We start from the raw sequence: 21,510 nt of genomic DNA, 5'->3' as shown, positions 1-21,510 counted from the left end.
CGAGATTCTCCGCGTTACGCGTGGCGATATCGAACCCGACCCAACCCGCTGCGCAACGGACACGATGGTGCCGTTCTCCTGTAAGGGGCGAACGTTCTGTTCCTCCTGCGGCGGGCGCCAGATGGCTCAGACGGCCGCGCACCTCGTCGACAGGGTCTTCGCCGATGTCGATGTGTGCCAGTGGGTACTCACGGTCCCCCAACGGCTACGCCTGGCGATGGCGATGAACGCGGAACTCAGCCGAGAGGTGACGCGGGCTCACATTCGCGCGGTCTCTGCCTCCTACGAACGCCGCGGACAAGTGACCCTGGATCGTCAGCAGCAACAAGTGCAGGGTGACCCAGAGGGTGACCCAGCGGAAGCCGCAGCTCCCGTTCCTTCTTCCCCGGTCCGGCTCGACATCGGCGCCGCGAACTCAACGCAGCGTTCTGAATCTTCGTTGGGAATAAGTGTTCACTTCGAATCCCTCGACCCGATCGAACCCGGTCTGCCCCTAGATGCCATTGGGGTTTGGCGCAACGCCGCGAGCGCGGATCCTGGCGGTGCTCGCGGAATCGCATTCTGTGGCGCAGACTCCTAGGGACCCACTGCATCGAGTCGATCGCGTACTCCCCCTGCGAGACATTCAGGGGAATGTCCCAGAGGAGACTCAGGCGCACCGTCTGGGAGTCGATGCGCCCTGTCCTGCGGAGAAGCGGTGGCGACCACCGGGTTCCGGAGGATTGGGCGCACGTTCCGCAGGAGTTGCCGAAAGGGCCCTTTCGATCACTCGAAGGTGATCGACCGCGCCGATGTGAGGTTGGAGGTCGTCCCCACGGCTGCGCTGTCCCGGTACCAGAACTGGAAGTTCCAGGTGTCCCCGGGCAGGATCGTCATGGCTCCCGTCGAAAGCGAGAGCATCGGAAGTTCGAGCCGCGTCGACGTGCGGTGGAAGATCCCCGCGGGGGCCGAGGCCAGGGATCCTTGCACCACTCCGAAACTGGCCCCGACGCAGAGCGTTCCGACACCCCCGCCGAAGCCGGGCGTCAGGCCCTGGGTCGGGCTCGCGATGAACGAACCGAAGGAGCGGCCCGGCAGCCCTGAAGCCTCGAGCACCAAGTCGTCATGACCGAGCACCGGGCTGCCGATGACCGTCAGTTCTGCGTGCGCACCGATCGAGTTCATCTCGCCGGGTCCACAGAGATCCGTACCGATCGGTACGGGCGCGACCGGCGACAGCTTCGAGACGAAGCCGACGGGGATGGCGGGCCCGCCGTAGCTCTGCAACGTACCGACGATCGTGTTGCCGTCCGCGGACATACCACGCACCAGCACGTGATGCGCAGGCGACGCGTCGATCGTCGCGCCCCTCGACTCCAGGAATGAGGAAAGCTCGACGACACCGGTCGACTCCGACCAGTAGAACGATCTCTCGGTGTAGTAGAGGCCTCGCCCGGAGATCCCGACCATCGCCGACCCCTCCGCATTCGACGCGACGATGCGAAGGGTCGTGTCGCCCGGCAGTGGCGAACCGATGTGCTCGCTGCGATTCTGGGCATCCCAGCGAACCAGGACCGAGGGTCCGCCTCCGATTGGATCCGCTGTGCCGAAGGTCACGCTGCCATCGCGGTTGACGCACTCCGCACGAGCGTCTTCGAAGCCCGCGGGGGCAGCGAGTTCGACGGTGCCGCCACTCGGCGTCCAGCGGAAGGCATGGGGCAGCGTTTCGACACTCGCGTAGCTCGTGCCGATGACCATGCTGGCCTCAGCGGCAACGTCCTGGACGAATCCCGTCTGGTGGCCGGGAAGAAGTGGAATGGCGATGGCATCGCTCGACACGAAGAGGTCCCAGACGAGCGGTTGACGATAGTTCGGGTTCTGCATCCATCCGCCAACGAGCGTTCCGGCAGCGTTGGTCGCTGCGGCGAACGAGCGGACCTCGCCGCCCGAGCCGGCGACGCCAGCGAGGGCTCGGTACCCCGTCGTGGGGGACCAGACGTATCCCTGATGGCGCTCGTCCTCGAAGACGACCACGCCGACCATGCTCCGTGCGTCCGGACGGAGCTCCCGTGGGCCAACGTGGAGTTGCGCGCCCGGCGTGCTGGCGGGGAACTCGCCGGGAGCTGGCGTGGGTAGGAAGGTGAATCCGCTCGCTGCGTTCCACGTGAAGGGACCGACGAGCGGCACATCACCCAGCACGATCCGGCCATCGGCGGAGACGTCGCGGACGATGTAGCTCGTCGAGCCAGCAGAGTAAGGACCGAGGAGCCCGAAGCTGGCCTGGGCGAACGCCGGCGTCGAGACGAATAAAGAGGCGATGCAGGTGATCGCGACCGTCGAAGTCATGGGGAAGTTCTTCATGACCCCAACGCTAACCGCGATCGCTCAGGTGCGCGAGGGCGCGCGAAGCGCTCGATGCCCCGAACCTCTCATTGGAACGTGAGGGTCAACCCTCACGTGAAGTTGAAGGTCGGCGTGGTACCGATGTCGCGGTGCCAGTGCCCCGAATCAGACGTTCGTCGTATTCGTTTCAGTCTGTTTCGTTTCGTAGCAAGGCGTCCGAACCGCACCGCCTCCGCTTCGTTCGGTCGTCTTCCTTACCACGCCGCGGTTTGAACGCACTGGTGGAGCAAACTCGTGAATCATGCAGGCTAGGAGTCTGCGCCACAGAATGCGATTCCGCGAGCACCGCCAGGATCCACGCCCGCGGCGTTGCGCCGAACCCCAATGGCATCTAGCCTGCATTATTCACGAGTTTGCACCACCAGCACGCTCAAACCACGCCGTGGCGGCGTCAGACGGCAGCCTTTGGCTGCCGCCCGCTTCGCGGGCTCCCTCACAGAATGCTCGACGGGCCTACGGGCCCGCCTCCGCTTCGTTCGGTCGTCTTCCTTGCCACACCGCGGTTTGAACGCACTGGTGGAGCAAACTCGTGAATAATGCAGGCTAGACCCTGGATCAGAAGCCCAGGAACACCGTCGAGAGGAACGTGGCGATCGGTGCGGCCTCGCGCTGCTCTTCCAGGCCGCCGATCATCACGCGGATGGCCTTGCCCAGCTCGTCGACGATCTCGTCGTCGTAGATCAGCTCGCCGATCGTTCCCTTCTGGTTGCGGATGGCTGCCGACGCGTCGGCGAGGTCCGCCGTGAAGTCGCGGACGTTGTCGTAGATCTCGGCGCTCGATATCAGCTTGCCCAGGGTGCCTTCCTGGTTGCTGAAGCTCTTGAGCGTGTTCTGGAGTTCGTCCGCGATGGAACCATCGTTGAGTAGACGCGCGATGGTGCCTTCGCCCGCATCGATCTTGGCCGTCGCCGACTCGATAGACGTCAGCGTGTTCTTGAAGCTCTTCGGGATCTCCTCGTCGTAAACGAGGGCCGCCAGGATGCCCTTTCCCTCGCGCGCGTCCTTGAAGAGCGCCCGGGCTTCGGCGAGGAAGTCGTCGAGGCCACGGACGAAGTTCGAGATGTCGTCGTAGAGCTTGGTGTCGTAGATGAGCTTGCCGATCGTGCCCTGACCGCCGCGAAGTTCCTCGGACAGCGCCGTCAGGTTGTCGAAGGTCGACGTGATCGCGTCGATGGCGTTGGTGAGGCTGTTGGCCGTACCTTCGTCGTTGAGCAGCTTGCCGAAGGTTCCGGTGCGCCCTTGCAGCGTGTCGACCACGTTCTCCAGGCCCGCGATCGTCTTGCGCAGTGGCTCGCGATTCTCCTCGACGAGTTCCCCGAGGGACGCGAGAACGTCGGGCGCCGCGCTTGCCATCAGGTTCCGGTCGGCGTCGATGACACCCGATTCCTTCGTGCCGGGATCGATGCCGAGCTGGACGCCGCCGAGCACGGAGGCCGACTCGATCGTCACCTTGTGATCGCCGTACAGGGTGATCGGCTCATCCAGCGTGATGTCGATCCGGACGCGCTCGGACCGCGGACGCTCCAGGCTGGGGATGACCGAATCGACCTTGCCATAGCGCACGCCCGCGTAGAGTACGGGCGAGCCCTTGCGCAGGCCGCGAGCGTCTTCGGTGTAGGCGACGAGCGTCTGCTGCTCCGCGAACAGAGTGAAGTCCGTCTTGAACAGCGTGAAGTAAGAGAGGATTCCGATCGCCGTGAGGAACAGGAGTCCGAGGAGGATGTGGCGGCGTGGTGTCATGGTTTCTCGAGCGCAGCTCTCGCTGCGGCAAGGACCTCAGGCGTTGCGGGCTTCCGGCCCGAGGAACTCGATGAGCTGGGGATGGGTGGGGCGCAGGAAGTCGGCCGTCTTCTCGTGGACGAGGGCCTTGCCGCCGTAGAGGAACACCACCTCGTCGCAGACCGTCTCGATGCATTCGAGCCGGTGCTCGACGACGAGGGCGGTCGCGTGGTGCTGGTCGGCGATCTCCCGCATCAGCTCGTTGATCGAGCGGGCGATCTGGGGGTCGAGCCCGGCGTTGGGCTCGTCGTAGAGGATGATGTCGGGGTCCGTGATGAGCGCGCGGGCGAGGCCCACGCGCTTCTTCATGCCGCCCGAGATCTCCGACGGCAGCTTCTCACCCGCGTCAGGGATATGGACCATCTTCAGCTTCTCCGCGATGAGATCGTCGATCTCGGACTTCGAGAGCTTGGTGTTCTCCTGGAGCGGCAGCGCGAGGTTCTCCGCGACCGTGAGCCAGTTGATGAGCGCGCCTTCCTGGAAGACGTAGCCCATGCGCTTGCGCAGGTCGGCGAGCTCATGCTTGGTGAGGTCCGGTACGTTCCGGCCTTCCACCTCCACGCGTCCCGAGTCGGGCTTCAGGAGCCCGATCACGTGGCGCAGCGTCACCGACTTGCCGGTGCCGGAGCCGCCCATGAGCCCGAGCACCTGCCCGCGCGGCACCTCGAAGGAGATGCCCTTCAGGATGTCGTGGCGACCGAACGACTTGTAGACGTCCTTGAACCGAATGATGATGTCTTCGGAGGAACTCTTGAGATCCGTCATCGGTACAGGAAGAAGGTGAGGAAGTAGTTGGCCACGATGACGGCGATGATCGAGTCCCGCACGGCGCGGCTCGTCGCGCGGCCGACGCCGAGGGCGCCGCCGCGAGCCTCGAGGCCCGACGCGCAGGAGATCACCGCGATGATGGCGCCGAAGACGATCGACTTGAGCAGTCCTGCGTACACGTCCATCGGCACGGGGATGATTCCGCCCTGCTCCTGGAGTGCAGAGATCGCCGTGGTCGTGTACTGGGACCAGCCGACTCCGAGCTGACTCGTGGCGACGAAGCCGCCGCCGAAGATTCCGATGGTGTCGCAGAGGACCGTGAGCACGGGGCCGATGATCATCAGGGCCGCGATGCGCGGAAGCACCAGGAACGAGACCTTGTCGACCGACATCACGTCGAGCGCGGCGAGTTCGTCCGAGACGGACATGGTGCCGAGCTCCGCGGCGAGCGCGCTGCCCGTGGTCGCCGCGAGAACGATCGCCGTGATGAAGGGACCCATCTCGCGCGTCATGCTCGCCGCGACGATGGTGCCAATCTGGCCCTCCTGTCCGAAGCGCGCCAGCTCGATGCCCGTCTGCAGTGAGACGATCATCCCCATGAAGAGGCCGACCAGGAGCACGACGTGCAGGTTCTGGATGCCGGACTGGTAGAGCTGCTCGAAGAACCAGCGCAGGCGCTTCGGGAGGTGGTGAACCCGGACGAGGGCCGACCAGGCGAGATCGATCCGTGAGCCGACGTTGCCGATCGCCTCGCGGAAGCGCTCGAGCTGCCACAGCACGTAGAGGACCCCCGCCACGAACGCCAGAGGCAGGGCGTCCGGTAGCCACGCGGGGGCCCACTCCGGCGGGGAAGCCTGGAGGGCCTTGGCGATGGCCAGCGATGGAACTGCGGGGGTCATGGGGGCAGGATCGACAGATGGGGACCGTAAATCAACGGCCGGAAATCAGCGGCCAGGCGTCGAGGAAGGGGTGCGGGCGATGGGCCAGCCGGGGCCGGGGAACGCGGGGCGGAGGAAGGTGAAGCCGCCGCCGTCGATGGATCGATAACGAAGGAGACCGAAGAGCCAGGAGCGCTCATGGGCGCGGCGGCCAGCCCGATCGTAGTCGCGGGCGGACCAGAGCGCCGAGAGCGAGCGTCGGTCCTCGTCGCGGTCCTTCTCGTGGCGCCAGAGGCCGAGCCAGGATCGGCTGCGCAGCTCGTCGCCACGCTCCTTCCTGGTGTAGAGCTCCCAGAGCCAGGCGTAGTTCTCGTCCATGAAGCGGAGCTCCTGGAAGGGGTTCAGGTCGATGACGGTCAGGTCGCGCTCGAGTCGTTCACCGCCCTTTTCCCCGGGGCTGCCGGCCTCGGGACCATGGATCGTTCGCACCTTTCCAAGGGGCCAAACCTTGCGGAAGCGCTCGGTGCCCGCCGGGCGGCCGAACTCCTCACCTTCCCGCGGGAGCGCGTCCCTGTCGCGGGTTCGCGTGGAGCTACGCCAGACCGGAAACACGTTGGTCGCCTCCTTCGTGCCGTCCGCGTATTCCTCGTGGCGCCGGTTGATGAGCGGCCACGCGAACCAGCGCGACGTCAGGCCGTCGCCCTTGTAGTACGAGAAGAAGGGCCAGACGCGCTTCCTCACCGGGCGGTCCGGATCGCCGCCCTGGAAGCGTACGAGGGGGAATGGGCCGTCCCAGGCCCAGAAACCTGTCTCCGGGTCGGTGGTGTAGCCGAAGAACGGCCACAGGACCGTCGTCTGGGAGGCTGGTCCGCGAACCGCTCGACCGATGAGTGGCCAGAGGAACCAGGACGTTTGATGCTGGTCTTCGGCGTACTGGAGACCGTTGCGCTGCCAGTGGAAGAACGGCCACGCGAAGAACCAGCGGCTGTAGCGGCCTTCCCAGCGGTTCAGGCCAAAGAAAGGCCAGATGCGGAACGCCTTTCCGCCCGCGCCGCGTGAATACGAGAAGATCGGGAACAGGAAGTGATCCGTCGTCCGACCGTAGCGCTCGACCCGGAGCCAGAGCGGGAACAGCGCGAAGGTACCGCGGTCCAGGCTGAGGAACTTCTCGACGACGCCGAAGAAGGGAAAGAACGCGCGCTGGACGCGGCCGTCCTCGTGGGCGGACCAGTACAGGCCGGGGATCACGAGCAGAGACCAGGTCTTGAATCCGCTCTCTTCCCGTAGCGTGGCGTAGCGCGCCAGGGGCACGAACTGGGCCACGCGGGTGCCGCGCTCGGAGTCCTCGTCGATGAAGCCGAGGGGCGGGAGGAACCACGTGAAACGGTCGCCCTTCTCGTCGAAGCGGTTGGAGAGGAGCGGCCGGATCGCCCAGTAGTCCCGTTGGCCGGTGCTCGGATTACGGCGGGAGAGGTAGGCGCCGCCGAGGGCCTCGATTTCGGGAATGCCGCCGGCCGCCGAGTGAGAAGAGAAAAGTGGGGACAGGACCCGCTCGGAGTTCGGGCCAGCGCAGCCCGCGAAGGCGCCTCCAAGGAGCGCCATGGCGAGGACGAGGAGGACTCGGCCGAGTTGGAAACGCGGGCACGGGCTCTCCCTACCGGGCACAACGCGCCTACGGAGGTGCAGCGCCACAGGGGCGAACGGGGGAGAGGGATGGGCGCGCACGGGTGAGGTCAGGCTGCCAGGGGATTGCGTTGGTGCCTTGGCTCCACTACGGATCGTCGCTTTCCGGGTGACCGGAATCAATGAGCGTTGCGAAGTTGGCGCCACATCGTTCGTTCGCTTTCCTTCGGCATTTCCGGGGAATCCCTGCACATTAGGTCACCGGGGAGCTTGACGGGCCCGAACGCTCGGGCATGGTGGGCCGCATGAGTACCCCCCGTCCGACCTTTCTCTCCGGGATTCAGCCAAGTGGCCGGCCGCACCTGGGCAATTACTTCGGTGCGATCCGCCAGCACGTCGATTCGCTGAACGAACCCGGGGATCACTTCTTCTTCATCGCCGATTATCACGCGCTCACCACGATCAGGGACGCCGCGTCCCTGCGTACGAACGTCCGAGACATCGCGGCCACCTACTTCGCCCTGGGCATGGATCCCGCGAGGGCCAGCTTTTTCCGGCAGTCGGACGTGCCTGAGGTGACCGAGATCAGCTGGCTTCTCGCCACCTGCACGGGTATGGGGCTCCTGGAGCGTGCGCATTCCTACAAGGACAAGATCGCGAACGGTATCAAGCCCTCCGTGGGCCTCTTCACCTACCCCGTGCTGATGGCGGCGGACATCCTCGCCTACGACTCTACGGTGGTGCCCGTCGGGAAGGACCAGGTGCAGCACGTCGAGATGACCCAGGACATGGCGACGCACTTCAACACCCGTTTCGGCGAGGTTTTCGTGCGTCCGGAGGCCCGCCTGCCCGTCCGGGACGACATGGCCAAGGTGCCGGGGCTCGATGGCCAGAAGATGTCGAAGTCCTATGGCAACGACGTCTGGCTCTTCGAGAGCGGAAAGCCTCTGAAGAAGGCTATCGGTCGCATCTCGACCGACAGCCGCGAGCCGTCGGAGCCCAAGAATCCCGACGAACTGGTGCTGGTCGACTTTCTCAAGCTGTTCCTGGGGGACGAGGAGCTTCAGGACTGGAGAGCGCGGATCCTGGCCGGCGGCGAGTCCGCTCCCGGGTACGGGCACCTGAAGGTTCGCCTCGCCGAGGCGATGGACGAGCACTTCGCGGCACCACGGGCGAAGTACGAGGAGCTCATGGGCGATCCCGCTGAACTCGACAGGATGCTCCTGAAGGGCGCTGAGAAGGCCCGCGAGCGGGCCGTGAAGGTCCTCGATCGCGCTCGGATGGCCTGCGGGCTCCGTTAGTGCCACGTTCTTCGAAAGGTTCTGGCCCGTCCGGTCGATAGGCCGGGCGGAGGCTCGACGGTTCGAGCTCTACCTACCCAGCGCCCCCGACCATGTCCAACCGATTTGCATTCGCGGCGATCGCCGCTTCCCTGGCCCTTACCGCCTGTGGCTCGACCGGCTCGGGCACCACCCGGGCCCAGGCTCCCATCTCACCCGGCGATGCCTCGACCGAGACCGCGATGACCGAGGGCGAGGCCCCGGAGCCGGTCGCTCCGGTCAAGCCGTGGGCGCCAGCGCCGTGGACCGGCTCCTTCCAGGGGACGGCCGTGATGCTGGCGAACACGTTCCGGATCGAAGGCCCCGCGGGGCTCTTGGAGCACGTGGTGGCAAGTTCGGACGACGCATTCTACGACCGATCGGTGGAGACCACGCCGGACGGCCTGATGCAGGTGATTCGTCGTCTCGGCACCGACGTGCCCGAGATCCGGGTCCAGGTCGACGGTTGGACGCTTGCCGCGTTCGACCGCGTCACGATCCTGGAGCGGATCGATGACTCGCCCGTCCGCGTGATCGCCAGCGGTGATGCTCTTTGGCGCGATTCGAATGGGCGAATTGCCCAGGGCCAGCGGATAGAGTGCACGGGTGAAATCGGCGACGACACCCCCGCGATCCCTGCCGGAGCGACCGAGGCGACTCAGGAGGCTCCCGAGTCTGCTGAAGCAGAGTCGGTGGAAGCACGGGAGCCCGCCGCGGTCGAGGCGGAAGCAGATATGGCTCTCGAGGCCCTCGAAGCTCTCGGGGCCATCGATCCTGTCATGGAAAGAGCTCCTGACGCTGCCGCGGGTCCACAATAGCTTCCTTCGCGCCCTCACGATCGGAACCGCCGTTTCGCTCTCGCTCTGGGCGTCGAGCTGCGGCGGTTCTTCCGTTCGGTGGAGGCCCGGATGGTCGAGCGCGTATTCGCGCTTCTCTACGGAATCGCGTGATCGCTTCGCCGAGGCGCGAGCCCTCTACGATTCCGGAGAGCGCCTCGAGGCGCTGGCGGCGCTCCGCGCGCTGGCCGCAAGCGAGCCGGACAATCTGGAGATCGGAGCGTGGGTTCAGGACCTCGAAGGCGAGCTCCTGGGCGATGGACAGGATCTTTTCGCGGGAACCGTCTCGCTGGCCGATGCGACGGCTCCGGACGTGCTGCGCCGGGTCTATGCGGCGCGCAACGATACGGAGTCAACGGTCATCTCCTTCGTGCTGGCGGCGCGCGCCGAGACCGACGTGATCGCCGCGGAGACGCTTCTCGGAAAGGCGCTCGAACTCGATCCGACCTGCGCCTGGGCCCACTACGGGCGCAGTCACGTGCTCTTGATGGACCGTTCCCGTGCCGACAGGTGGGGACAGGCGGGCGATGCGCTCGAGCGCGCCCTCCAGCTGGACCCGGGTCACCTGCGAGCCCGCCGACTGGAGGCGTGGATGCAGGCCGAAGAAGGCTCTCGCGACGGGGCGGCCAAGAACCTTTTGCGGTGGATCGAGCTCACCGAGGACGATCCGCGCGTTTCCGTGCGCGACGCCATCGAGGCCCGCCTCGACCTCGCGCTTCTCTTCTTGCTGGCCGGGGAAGATGGACGCGCCGAGCGGCTTCTGGAGGACCTGGAAGGCGAAGAAACGGGTCGCGCTCGGCGGCTCACGCTCCTGGCGGTGGCGCGTCAGGAGGCAGGGAACGAGCTGGGGGCTCTGGAAGCGGCGCTTAGAGGTCAGGGCGCCGAGCGCGAGGCCGCACTGCCGCTCATGCAGGAAGCGCTTCTTCACGAGCTCTTTCTGGGTGACCCCGAGGCAGCCGAGGCGCGCTGGCGCGCCGTCGCGGACCTCGGGAGCGGCTCGACGAACATCGCTGACCTCGTGCGTAGCCTCCGGGCGCGGGTGCGACTGGAACGCGTCGAAAGAAAGGCTCTCGATGCCGCCGCCACCGCGGAGGGGCAGCGCCCATGAAGGCCGTGATCCAGCGCGTGAGCCGCGCGTCCGTCTCCGTCGATGGTGAGGTGGTCGGTGAGATTGGCCTCGGAGCTCTCATCTTGTTGGGTGTGATGAGCGATGATACGAGCGATGAGGTCGCCTGGATGGCCAGCAAGGCCGCAGAGCTTCGATTCTTCGAGGACGATGAGGGGAAGATGAACCTCTCGCTGCTCGATCTCGCAGAGCGGGGTCTGGCACCAGGGGTTCTGGTCGTCAGTCAGTTCACCCTCGCTGCCGATGGTCGCAAGGGGCGGCGTCCGTCTTTCGATCGAGCTGCATCCCCCGGCGATGCCGAGCCACTCTACGAAGAGTTTTGTGCGCGGCTGGACGCGCTCGGGCTACGGGTCGAACGCGGAAAATTCGGGGCGCTCATGGAGGTCTCCCTCGTCAATCATGGCCCCGCTACGTTCGTTCTCGACCGTTCCAGCGCGTCGAACAGAATCGACAGGTGAACCCGGGTTGACGGATCGCTCGCGGAGTGCCAGCATCTACACGGTCCAGGCTGCGCACGGTACCACCGATTCGTGCGCTGCTTCGGGCACGGTTCATTGCGCGCGGGCAATGCATCCACCTGGAATCCTCCAAGCCGATCCTCCATGCCTGACCATGACCTTCGAACTGTCACCAAGCGCGAGCTGGTGAACCGGATCGCCGAAGAGACAGGCCAGACCAAGGTGGTCGTCCGCGATGTACTGCAGCGGTTCCTGGACTCCGTGATCGACGAACTGTCCGAGGGCAATCGCCTCGAGTTCCGCGATTTCGGCGTGTTCGAGGTTCGCGAGCGCGCAGCGCGCGTGGCGCAGAACCCGAGGACGCTCGAGAAGGTCCCGGTTCCCGCCAAGCGGGTCGTCAAGTTCAAGGTCGGGCGCGTGATGCGTCAGCGCGTTTGCGACGAGCTAGAATCGCCGGAAGGGGACGGCCACGGACGAGATGGCGCGGTACTCGGTGCTTCGAGTCCGCGTGCGCCCTACGGTGCTTCGGGTTCGATGACTTCCGGGGCCAACGGCGCCGGGGCTGTCGGGCAGTCAGCCCAGGGGAGGAGCCCCTCGAATTCGAAGGACCGAGAGCGAGAGGGACGCGCCGGAAACTCCACGGGTGGCCATTCCTCGGCCGCTGGGTCATCTGCTGGGTCATCTGCCGGGTCATCCGCCGGGTCATCCGCCGGGCCACGTAAGGGCCAGCCTCACAGCACGAAGCTCGTGGATGACTCGACCGAAATCGAAGAAAGAAAACCCCAGCCGCCGACGCCGCCGCCGTCGAAGCCGGGATCCCCTTTCTGACGCGTCGTTTCCGTTCTGCGCGTCGATTCCGTTCCTGGGATGGGCGATCCATCACCGGGGACGGGGGGAAACGCCGGGGTCGCTACAAGTTGGAGGTCACGCCAGCCGTCCTGGCGGCGACCTCGAGAGCCTGCTCGACGTCCGCGACGAGGTCGTCCATGTGCTCCAGTCCCACCGAAAGCCGGACGAGACCGTCGGCCAGCCCTGCAGCGCGTCGCACTTCGGCCGGAATGGACGCATGGGTCATGCTCGGCGGCACCTCGACCAGCGACTCGACTCCGCCCAGCGACTCCGCGAGCGTGAAGATCTTCGTCGCCGAGGCGAACGCGTTCGCCGCCTCGACCCCGCCCTTGAGTTCGAACGAGAGCATGCCACCTGGCTTTGCCATCTGGGCCTGGGCGATGCGGAGCTGCGGGTGGTTCGGAAGGCCCGGGTAGATCACGCGATCCACGAGGTCGGACTCCGCCAGAAACTCGGCGACCTTGGTCGCGTTCGCGCAATGGCGGTCCATGCGGACGCCGAGCGTCTTCGTGCCGCGAAGCACGAGGAAGGCATCGAGGGGAGCGAGGCAGCCTCCGACCGAGTTCTGGTAGAAGGCGAGTTCCTCGCGCAGCTTCTCGTCGCGACCCACGAGCGCACCGCCGATGAGGTCGGAGTGGCCGCCGAGGTACTTGGAGAGCGAGTGGAGGACGATGTCGGCGCCGAGGTCCAGCGGCTGCTGGAGGTACGGCGTGGCGAACGTGTTGTCGACGACGAGCTTCGCCGTTCCCGCGTTCTTGGTGATCTCCGCGGCCTTGGCGATATCCGTCAGGTTCAGGAGAGGGTTCGACGGCGTCTCGATGTAGACGTACTTGGTGTCCGGACGCATCGCTGCCTTGATGTTGTCCGCCTCGGTCGTGTCCACGAAGGTGAACTCGATGCCGTAGCGCTGGAACACCTTGGTGAAGATGCGGTAGGTGCCGCCGTACAGGTCGTTGCCCGCGACGACGTGGTCGCCGGGGACGAGGCGGTCCATGACGGCGTTGGTGGCCGCGAGGCCGGAGGCGAAGCAGAGGCCCCACTCGCCGTTCTCCAGGGACGCGAGGTTCTCCTCCAGGGCGGTCCGCGTCGGGTTGGAGGTCCGGGAGTACTCGTACCCGCCTCGCGTGACGGTCGGGGCGTCCTGGGCGTAGGTGCTCGTGAGGTACACGGGCGTCATGACGGCGCCGTTGCGCGGATCTGGTCCCTGGCCGGCGTGGATGGCACGGGTTTCGAATCGGGCGTCTTTCGGGAGGGAGTGGGGCTGAGACATGGGCTCTCTGGGTGGTGCCTCGGCCCTCTCGACGGTGGGGGGAGAGGGGCCGTTCGGGCGGGGGCGGACAGGCGGCCCGCTGGGCCACCTGGGAACGGGCGCGGCAGTGTAACGGGACAGACCCCGGGAAACTCCCCGAAGTGACGGGCCTCTCGGGACCGTCGATTCGTGGACCCACCAGGCCGGCGAGGATTCCTGTGAGGGTAAGATTCAGCGACGCGCCCCCTGAATCATGTCCGCCCTGCCAGATCACCGCCCTCCGTCCGACGCCGCCGCGGCATCGTCCGGCGAGGTTTCTTCACCGGGCGAGTCGAAATCCACGGGACCCGGCGTCGGCTCATCGGGTCCAGGCTGGCTGAGGCTCCTCTGGCGGACCGCCTTCGCCTTGACCTTCCTCTGGCTGGGCGTGGTGTTCGTCTTTCCTGAGTCGGGGCCTGGCGCAGCCGGTCGGGTCGGAGCGCCGGCGGCGTGGGGCTGGGACGAGACCATGCACGCCGAACTACCTGCCGTGCAGATGCTGCTGCACGCCCGAAACGGTAGCTGGTTCGAGGTGATGGAGGTCCTTCACGAATGTGACCGCTATCCGTTCGTGTATCCGGTGTTCCTTTCGCTGTGGCAGGGCGTCCTGGGGATCGGCCAGGCGACGGCGCGGAGCCTCGGCTACGTCTTCTATTTCCTGCTCGTGCTCCTCTCGATGCGGCTCGGCCTTCAGGCGGTGCGCAAGGGGACCGATCGCGGGCCCAGGGTCGATACCGTCCTGCTGGTGGGCCTGGCCGCGATCTCCGGCCCGCTCGCGCGTCGCTATGCTCCGACGCTCTTCCTGGAAGTGCCCACGCTGGTGATGATGGCGCTTTCGCTGACCGCCTGGATCTCACGCAGATACCGGGCTCTCGGGACGGGTGCTCCTCAGGCCGGGGCGCGCGCGAGAATCGATCTTCTCACCGGTCTCTTGATCGCGGCGACCTTCTTCACGAAGTTCAACTACGCGCTGCTCCTGGGCCTCGCGCTTTTCCTGGACGCCCTGGTGGACCTCGTCGTCTCCAGGGATCGTCGCGCTGAGATCGTCTCGCTGGCGCGCACGGGCGTCCCCCTGGCCATCGGGCTCGTCTGGTGGTTCCTGCTTCCTCTGCCGCTCGGCGCGGAGGTGGCGGCCGAGCACCGCGGCGACTTCATGGAATTCGTCACGGGCAACACGGAGATGGAGCCGATGCAGCCGTGGTTCCGGCGCCTGTTCTGGATCGCCGGGATCGCCGCGCATCCGATCCTCTACGTGGCACTCTGTCTCTCCGCAGCCGCCTTCCTCGTCCTGCACCGCACGCGAACGAGCCTGACGCTGGGCATCGCGCTCGTCGCTTTCGTCGTTCCCGTGGCCACGCACGAGTTCCTGCTCGACCGTTTCCTTCTGCCCGCGGCACTGGTCCTGTGGGTCCTCGGGGGCGCCGGCGCCGCGCTGGCACTCAGGCGAGCCCCACGGGTCTTCACGGCGGTCGCGCTGCCTCTCTTCGTGGCCTCCGCCGCGATCCCCGCTTTCAAGACCACTCCCCTGATCGGACTTCCTGTCGCCGAAGAAGGTTCGACGCTCCGCGGGATCCAGGAGTTCTACGTCGGGAAGACGATCAGTCTCTTCGGACCTCCCGCCTCCAACGGACTCCCGCGGGGTGTCCACGACGAGATCATGGATCTCATCGCAGACGGCGTGGGCCCGGTCGATTCGGTCGGCTGGCTCGGGCAGTCCGCGGAGATCTCGCCCGCGGACCTGCATCTCAGTCTCCTGGAGCGTGGGGGATCGAAGGAGCGCTTCCTGGAGTACGCCGAGGGGCCCATGGACATCGTGCTTCTACCGTCGAACGTTCGCGTGGACTTCACGCAGGAAGAACTCCTCGAGTACGCGCGCCAGTTCGATCATGTCGTGGTCCCGGCCGAAGGGGACCTCGTAGGACGCGCCGGCCGCGCCTGGATTCCGGAGGCGTGGTACGCCCCCCTGCGAGCGTCCTCGGCCACCGAATGGAAGACGCTCGGGTCCGTGCTCATCGAGAGGTCGAACGAGGGTCCATGGCCGGTGACGCTGGAGCTGATGCACGTCGAGGTCGACGAATAGTCGGTGCGGACCATGAAGCAAGCGATCAAGGATCGAGAGGAGCGCCGGGAGGCGTTCGCGGCGGGGGTGCTGGAGCTGGACGACGTGCTCGGACAGATCGCGCAGCGGGCCGTGAGTTCGCTGGGGAGGCGTTGCCTGGCGGTCATCGGGCCGCGCGGCGACGACGAGGCGCGCGCCGCGCTCGCGCGCGTGACGGAGATGCAGCTCCGCGTGGAGCAGCAGGATGCTCCTCCCATGTCGGGCGTGACGGACCCCAGACCGGAGAGTGACGACGGAAGGCTCGACGAGGCCAAGATCGCGTCGATCCGGGACTTCCTGGCGGCAAACCTCGAGCTGAAGAAGTGGACGCTCCTGCGCGAGGTCGAAGCGCCGCACCTGGCGTCGCTCATGGCGGCGTCGCCGGATACGCGCTTGCTGCTGGAGCGCATCGAGCGCGTGGTGGACGAGCGCGGGCGCGTGCGGTCCGACGCGTCCAGCAAGCTCGAGCGTATGCGCCAGCAGATCAGCTCGCTGTCCGCGAGCGTGGATCAGATCATTCGCGACGTGATGGGGCGCGCCGATGTCCGCGCCAGCCTCTCGGATGGCAGCGTGCACCGCCGCGCGGGCCGTCCGGTCCTCGCGGTCAAGGCGAAGAGTTCCGGCCGGGTGAAGGGGCTCGTCCACGATCGCTCGCAGACGGGAGAGTCGGTGTTCATCGAGCCCGCGGCCGCCGTCGAAGCCGGCAACCGCCTGGCCGAGGTGAGGGCGGATGAGCGGCGCGAGACGGAGCGCATCCTGATAGAGCTCTCTCGCGAGCTGATGGAGCACCGTTCCACCATCGAGGGGGCAGCGCTGCGTGTCGGCGAGTTCGAGGTCGCGCTCGCTTCGGCGCGCTGGGCGAAGGACACCGGATCACGCAGCGCACTCCAGCCGGGCGACGAGGGCGCGACCGAGGGGCTCTTGCTGCGCGCGGCGCGGCATCCGCTTCTCGTCGACCAGGTCGCGCGCGGCGAGCTGGACGAGGTCGTCCCGATCGACCTCCGGCTCGGCGTCGAGTTCGACATGCTGCTGATCACGGGACCGAACACCGGCGGCAAGACGCTGGCGCTGAAGACCGCGGGGCTCTTTGCGCTGATGACGCGCTGCGGACTGCCGGTACCCGCCCTCGACGGCACCACGATTCCGCTGTACGACGGCGTCGTGGCGGACATCGGCGACGAGCAGGAGATCCGGCAGAACCTCTCCACCTTCGCTTCCCACCTCGTCCGCGTGCGCGCTGGCCTGGAGCGTGCGACGCCGAACACCCTCGTGCTGCTCGACGAACTCGGCGGCGGAACGGATCCCGACGAGGGCGGCGCGCTCGGCACCGCCATCTTGGAGCGGCTCCTCACGCTCCGCTCGCCGACGCTCGTTTCGACGCACATCGGCAAGCTCAAGGAGTTCGCCTACCGACACGCCCGCGCCGAGAACGCGTGCGCCGAGTTCGACCATGAGACCCTCAGCCCCAGGTACAGGCTGATGCTCGGAACGCCCGGCGAATCGTGCGCGCTCATCATCGCGCGTCGGATCGGCCTGCCCGCGTCGGTTTGCGACGTGGCTCAGCTGCGGCTCGATCGTCGCGAGGGCGAACTCGAAGACCTGATGAAGGACGTTCGTTCGGCGCGCATGGCCGCCGAAGAGACGCGGCTCGGCGCGGAGGAGGAGCTGGCCCAGGCGCGCGAGCGTTCCCGTCGAGTGGACGAGCGAGAGCGGGACCTGGAGGAGCGCATCGACAAGCTCGAAGCGGAGGCCCAGAAGGGGATCGAAGAACGCGTCCGAGACGCCATGCGAACGCTGGAGCGCGGGCGCAAGGTCATCGATCAACTGCCGCCCCAGGCCAGGCGGGAGATGGAGGAGACCCTGGATGCCATGGAGTCGCAGCTCACCGGTGCCACTCTGACCGAACGGCGCGAGGCCTTCATCGCGGGGCTCGGAAAGGGATCGCTGGTCTACCTGCCTCGGTATCGCCAGAGGGTCGTGGTGCACCGGGTCGATCGCGAGAGGCGGGAGGTCGTCGCGAAGCTGGGCTCGATGAAGGTCAAGGTTTCGTTTGACGAAGTGACGCCGTACGAGAGTCTCTGATGGGCGGCTAACATCGGGGAGTGCGCGTCTTCTCCCTCGTTCCCTTCACGTTCTTGGTCGGTGCAGCGCCCCAGGCGGCTGCGTCCGGAGGGGGCATCCCGCAGGATGGCTTCGCGGACCACGCGCGCCCCTTCCTCGACCAGCACTGCGTCCGGTGCCATCGCGACCACTCGGCCGAATCTCGCCTCCTGGATCTCTCCCAGAACCTGACCTCTCTCGACCTCGAGGGCGGTGCGATCGATTGGGAGTGGCTTCTCGAGAGGGTCGAGTTCGGCGACATGCCGCCCCCCGGCGAGGCGGCGCCTGAAGCTGAGGAGCGCGATGCCTTCGTTCAGTGGCTCGGGGAATCTCTGCGTGCGAACGGGCCGGACGAGCTGGGTCCAGCGGCCTCTTCGATGCGCGCGACCGGGCTGAGGCGTCTGACCGCGCTCGAGTACGGAAATGCGATCCGCGACCTTTTTGGCGTCGCGTTCGACGCGGGTCGCTGGCTGCCCGAGGACGCCGTCGGGCACGGCTTCGACCATGTGGCCACCGCGCAGTCCCTGAGCGAGGCGCACTTCGTGCGCTACCTGGAGGCCGCCGAGGCCATCGCCGATCGTCTCGTGCCTCTGGTTCTACTGGATAGCGGTGTGCTTCGGGAGCGATTCGAAGCCGGCTCGCTCGAAGGCGGGGGACTTCACTCCGGCGATCGGATCCTCGCGACCCGTGGGGCGGTGAAGGTCGACGTCGTACCGCCCTGCGCGGGGCGCTACCGCGTCCGTGCGGAGGTCTATGGCATGCAGGCGGGGCCCGATCCCTGTCAGGTACGACTGCGCGCGGGCGAGGCGAAACCAGCGCTCGAGTTTGAGGTGTCCGCCGAGCGCGCCGCGCCTGCGGTGATCGAGGGGGAGTTCGAACTGGAGGGCGCGGCCAGCGCCTCGCTGGAGGTGTTCTTCGTCAACGATTACTTCAGGCCTGCCGAGAACGGCGCGAAGAGCGAGGATCGCAACCTCGTCGTTCGCTGGATCGAGCTGGAAGGCCCCCTGGAGGGTTCGCTTTCGGGCTCAGGTGCGACGCCGTTCATGGAGCGCTGGCGCCTCGCCGATGGCGCGGGAGCCGATGACGCGGGAGACTCTGACCAGCGCCCGAGCCTGGAGGCTCGCGTGGCGGAGTGCGCCGCGCTGGTCTGGCGCAGGCACTCGGTGCCGCGTGAAGACGTGGACCGACTGCTGAGCCTTTCGTCCGCCGACGAGAGCGAGAGCCACCGCATGCGCGCCGCGCTCATCGGCATGCTGGTTTCGCCGCGCTTTCTCTTCCTGGTGGACGAGCCCGCGCCGGGCGCAACGGCGAACGCTCGCGGAGCCATCCAGATCGATCGCGCCTCGCTCGCCACTCGACTCGCCGCGTTTCTTTGGCGCTCGGTCCCGGACGCCGCTCTTCTCGAGAGGGCACTCATCTCGGAGAGCGCGCGAGCCCTGGCGGAGGAGATGCTCGAGGACGAACGCAGCCTCGCGTTCGCCGACACCTTCGGAGAGCAATGGCTTCAGCTGCGCGGCGCCGAGAAGAAGCGTGCCAGCGCCAAGGCGCTGCCTCTCTACAGCGATCGCCTGCGCCGTTCGATGCTGGAAGAGACGCGCCGGGTCTTTCACGCTTCGCTGCGCGAGGAGCGCGATCTCTGGGAGTTCATCGATGGGATTGAGACGATCGTCGACGGTCGACTGGCGGCGCACTATGGCCTGAGTGCAGAAGCCTTCGTGGTCAACGGTGAGGGCGCCGCGCGACTCCCCCGGGAAGGCGAATGGAGGCGCGCGTCGCTGGAGGGTACGGCCCGCCGGGGGCTTCTGGGGCACGCGAGCGTGCTGTTCGCCACGAGCGAGGCGGCGCGGACCTCGCCGGTGAAACGGGGTAAGTGGGTGCTGGAAGTGCTGCTCGGAAGCGCGCCGCCGCCTCCGCCGCCCGGCGTCGGCACGCTTGCTCCGGAAGCGGAGGGGGACGCGGCCCTTTCGTTCCGGCAGCGGTTCGAGGCGCACCGCGCGGACCCCAACTGTGCCGCCTGCCATGCGCGCATGGATCCGATCGGATTCGGACTGGATGCGTTCGATGCGATCGGTCGAGAGCGAGCACCGGAGGACCCCGTGATGGGGGACCTCGTGGGTCAGCTTCCCGACGGGCGTGAGTTCAACGGGCCGGTCGAACTCGCGGGCATTCTGCGGGAGGAAGACAGGTTCCTGGAGGCGCTGGCCGAGCGGGTTCTCGTGTTCGCACTCGGCCGCGGGCTCGAACGCCAGGATCGCCCGGCGGTTCAGCGAATGCTCTCGGAGCTCGATCCCGCGCATCCCACGCTGAAGGCGATGATTCTGGCAGCCGTCGAGCTGGACGAGTTCCGCTGTATGGCCGCTCCCGGCGAAGAGACCCAAGGTGACCGATGATGAAGAACCGACATCCCAGCAGCGAGACGTCCCTGGCCGACCTGAGTGGCACGGGGCCCCGGGTCAGCTCGCGCGGCATTCCCCGCCGCACCGTTCTGCGCGGGGCTGGTCTCGCGGTGGCGCTCCCGATGCTGGAGGCCATGATGCCCACCGCGCTGGGATCGCCGGCGCTGGCGTCGCCGACGCCCGAGTCGGTCAAGCGCCTTCTCTACGTGTACGTTCCGAATGGCGTCAGGCTGGATGAATGGCGTCAGGTGATTCCAGCTCCCCCGGGCGATGAGATGCCGGAGGGGGTCCGGCGCCGCAGTCCGAAGATGATCGAAGGTGAGCATCTCGGACTCGATCTCCCGGGGCTGCTCGCCCCGCTTCGGGCCTACCGGGAGCAGCTGCTCCTCCTGCGCGGGCTGACGGCCGACAAGGCGCGGGCGAACGGTGATGGCCCCGGCGACCATGCGCGTGCTTCCGCGGCGTTCCTCACGGGGGTGCAGCCGCTCAAGACGGAAGGCCGCGTGAACCTGGGGATTTCTGCGGACCAGCTGGCGGCGCGCGAAGTCGGTGGGATCACACGTATTCGCTCGCTGGCGCTCGGGCTCGAGCCAGGGATGCAGTCGGGTCAGTGCGACTCGGGGTACGCGTGCGCCTACTCGGGCCACGTGTCCTGGGAGTCGGCGACGGTTCCCGCAGCGAAGGAGACGAGCGCGCGCGCGGCGTTCGATCGCCTGTTCCGCGGCGGTGATGGAGAGGTCCCCGAGGGCGAGCGCCAGCGCAGGCTGGCCGATCGGAGGAGCGTCCTCGACTTCGTGCGCGAGGAGTCGAAGCGGCTTTCGACGCGAGTGGGGGCAGCGGATCGAGCTCGACTCGAGGAGTACGAGACGGGACTGCGCGAACTCGAGCGGCAGCTCTCGTTCGATGGTGCGGCGCACGTCGAGGGCGTACCGGAGGAGGCTCGCCCTGACGGCGAGTCGAAGTCGACGTTTGCGGAAGAGGCGCGTCTCTTCGGAAAGATCCTCGCGCTCGCCTTCGAGTCCGACGTGACCCGGATCGCCACCTTCATGTTCGGGAACGAAGGGAGCGGTCGTCGGTATCACGAGATCGGCGTCAGCGAAGGCCACCACACGCTGAGCCATCACCGCGGTGACGTCGAGAAGCTGGCGGCGATCGGGAAGATCAATGGGCTTCACATCGCCGCGTTGGCCGAATTCGTGGGGGCGCTCGCCTCGCGGAGGTGGCTCGACGGGTCGCTCCTCGATGGCACCGCCATCGTGTACGGAAGCGGCATCGCGGAGGGCGATCGTCACGACCACCATGATCTCCCCATCCTGGTCGTGGGGGGCAAGCACCTCGGGATACGCGGCGGTCGAACGCTGGTCGCTCCGCGGGAGACGCCGCTCAACAACCTCCATGCCGCGTTGCTCGAGCGACTGGGCGTCTCGAAGGAGAGGTCCGTGGGGACGAGCCTCGGGGATGCGACTGGCATCCTCGACGGTTTGGGGTGAGGTTCGCGCGGGCGCCGGGCCTCGACTCCGCTGAAGTCCCCCTGGCTACACTGGGACCCCTGGCTACAATGGGACCCCCTGTCTCCCATCGCTCGCTGGCCCCCTGTGGCCCCCTAGGAG

16 protein-coding genes are annotated in these 21,510 nt (G+C 67.0%); 10 read left to right on the top strand and 6 right to left on the bottom strand.

The window, feature by feature from the left end:
• Positions 1–4 precede the first annotated feature (4 nt).
• Positions 5–580, top strand: coding sequence for a transposase zinc-binding domain-containing protein (locus Poly30_RS16325; protein WP_419191372.1), 576 nt, complete (start codon positions 5–7; stop codon positions 578–580).
• A gap of 185 nt (positions 581–765) precedes the next feature.
• Here the strand turns inward: Poly30_RS16325 and Poly30_RS16320 are convergent, their stop codons facing one another.
• The 5 genes from Poly30_RS16320 to Poly30_RS16300 all read right to left on the bottom strand — a co-directional run bounded on the left by Poly30_RS16320 (position 766) and on the right by Poly30_RS16300 (position 7,409).
• Complete coding sequence (locus tag Poly30_RS16320; protein WP_145199347.1) at positions 766–2,340, bottom strand: hypothetical protein; 1,575 nt, start codon at positions 2,338–2,340, stop codon at positions 766–768.
• Between the two features lie 597 nt (positions 2,341–2,937).
• Positions 2,938–4,122, bottom strand: coding sequence for an MlaD family protein (locus Poly30_RS16315; RefSeq protein WP_145199344.1), 1,185 nt, complete (start codon positions 4,120–4,122; stop codon positions 2,938–2,940).
• Positions 4,123–4,158: 36 nt separating this feature from the next.
• Positions 4,159–4,926 carry an ABC transporter ATP-binding protein gene (locus tag Poly30_RS16310; RefSeq protein WP_145199341.1) on the bottom strand — a complete coding sequence of 256 codons (768 nt, stop codon included), beginning with the start codon at positions 4,924–4,926 and terminating at the stop codon, positions 4,159–4,161.
• Positions 4,923–5,828 carry an MlaE family ABC transporter permease gene (locus tag Poly30_RS16305; RefSeq protein ID WP_145199339.1) on the bottom strand — a complete coding sequence of 302 codons (906 nt, stop codon included), beginning with the start codon at positions 5,826–5,828 and terminating at the stop codon, positions 4,923–4,925. Before Poly30_RS16305 ends, Poly30_RS16310 begins: the two co-directional genes overlap by 4 nt.
• A gap of 45 nt (positions 5,829–5,873) precedes the next feature.
• The gene (locus Poly30_RS16300) at positions 5,874–7,409 is read right to left on the bottom strand and encodes a hypothetical protein (protein ID WP_145199336.1); all 1,536 of its coding nucleotides are present in this window, start codon (positions 7,407–7,409) and stop codon (positions 5,874–5,876) included.
• Between the two features lie 326 nt (positions 7,410–7,735).
• Between Poly30_RS16300 and trpS the strand changes: the two genes are divergently transcribed.
• The 5 genes from trpS (at position 7,736) to Poly30_RS16275 (ending at position 11,997) form a co-directional block, all read left to right on the top strand.
• Positions 7,736–8,731: a tryptophan--tRNA ligase gene (gene trpS, locus Poly30_RS16295; RefSeq protein WP_145199333.1), complete on the top strand. Its 996-nt coding sequence runs from the start codon at positions 7,736–7,738 to the stop codon at positions 8,729–8,731.
• 92 nt (positions 8,732–8,823) lie between these two features.
• Positions 8,824–9,567, top strand: coding sequence for a hypothetical protein (locus tag Poly30_RS16290; protein ID WP_145199330.1), 744 nt, complete (start codon positions 8,824–8,826; stop codon positions 9,565–9,567).
• Positions 9,568–9,898: 331 nt separating this feature from the next.
• Positions 9,899–10,693, top strand: coding sequence for a hypothetical protein (locus tag Poly30_RS16285; protein WP_145199327.1), 795 nt, complete (start codon positions 9,899–9,901; stop codon positions 10,691–10,693).
• Entirely contained in the window at positions 10,690–11,169 is a 480-nt protein-coding gene (dtd, locus tag Poly30_RS16280; RefSeq protein WP_145199324.1) for a D-aminoacyl-tRNA deacylase, read from the top strand. The genes Poly30_RS16285 and dtd overlap by 4 nt, the downstream gene beginning before the upstream one ends.
• Positions 11,170–11,313: 144 nt before the next feature.
• Complete coding sequence (locus tag Poly30_RS16275; protein ID WP_145199320.1) at positions 11,314–11,997, top strand: HU family DNA-binding protein; 684 nt, start codon at positions 11,314–11,316, stop codon at positions 11,995–11,997.
• Positions 11,998–12,079: 82 nt separating this feature from the next.
• Here Poly30_RS16275 and Poly30_RS16270 read toward each other — a convergent pair whose 3' ends face one another.
• Positions 12,080–13,288, bottom strand: a complete 1,209-nt coding sequence (locus Poly30_RS16270) for a cystathionine gamma-synthase (RefSeq protein ID WP_145199317.1) — start codon at positions 13,286–13,288, stop codon at positions 12,080–12,082.
• Between the two features lie 232 nt (positions 13,289–13,520).
• Here Poly30_RS16270 and Poly30_RS16265 point away from each other — a divergent pair, with 232 nt between their 5' ends.
• From Poly30_RS16265 to Poly30_RS16250, 4 genes are read left to right on the top strand one after another with little or no spacing between them, the layout of a single operon-like run.
• Positions 13,521–15,386, top strand: coding sequence for a hypothetical protein (locus Poly30_RS16265; protein WP_145199314.1), 1,866 nt, complete (start codon positions 13,521–13,523; stop codon positions 15,384–15,386).
• Positions 15,387–15,398: 12 nt separating this feature from the next.
• The gene (locus Poly30_RS16260; RefSeq protein ID WP_145199311.1) at positions 15,399–17,486 is read left to right on the top strand and encodes an endonuclease MutS2; all 2,088 of its coding nucleotides are present in this window, start codon (positions 15,399–15,401) and stop codon (positions 17,484–17,486) included.
• A 20-nt stretch (positions 17,487–17,506) separates the two neighbouring features.
• Positions 17,507–19,894: a DUF1588 domain-containing protein gene (locus tag Poly30_RS16255; RefSeq protein WP_145199308.1), complete on the top strand. Its 2,388-nt coding sequence runs from the start codon at positions 17,507–17,509 to the stop codon at positions 19,892–19,894.
• Positions 19,891–21,390, top strand: a complete 1,500-nt coding sequence (locus tag Poly30_RS16250) for a DUF1552 domain-containing protein (protein WP_145199305.1) — start codon at positions 19,891–19,893, stop codon at positions 21,388–21,390. Before Poly30_RS16255 ends, Poly30_RS16250 begins: the two co-directional genes overlap by 4 nt.
• Positions 21,391–21,510: the final 120 nt, after the last annotated feature.

The sequence above is a fragment of the Saltatorellus ferox genome, assembly GCA_007751475.1.
Taxonomy (GTDB): Bacteria; Planctomycetota; UBA1135; order UBA1135.
The sequence above is the reverse complement of the archived record's forward strand: the minus strand, read 5'-3'. Positions and strand labels throughout refer to the sequence as shown.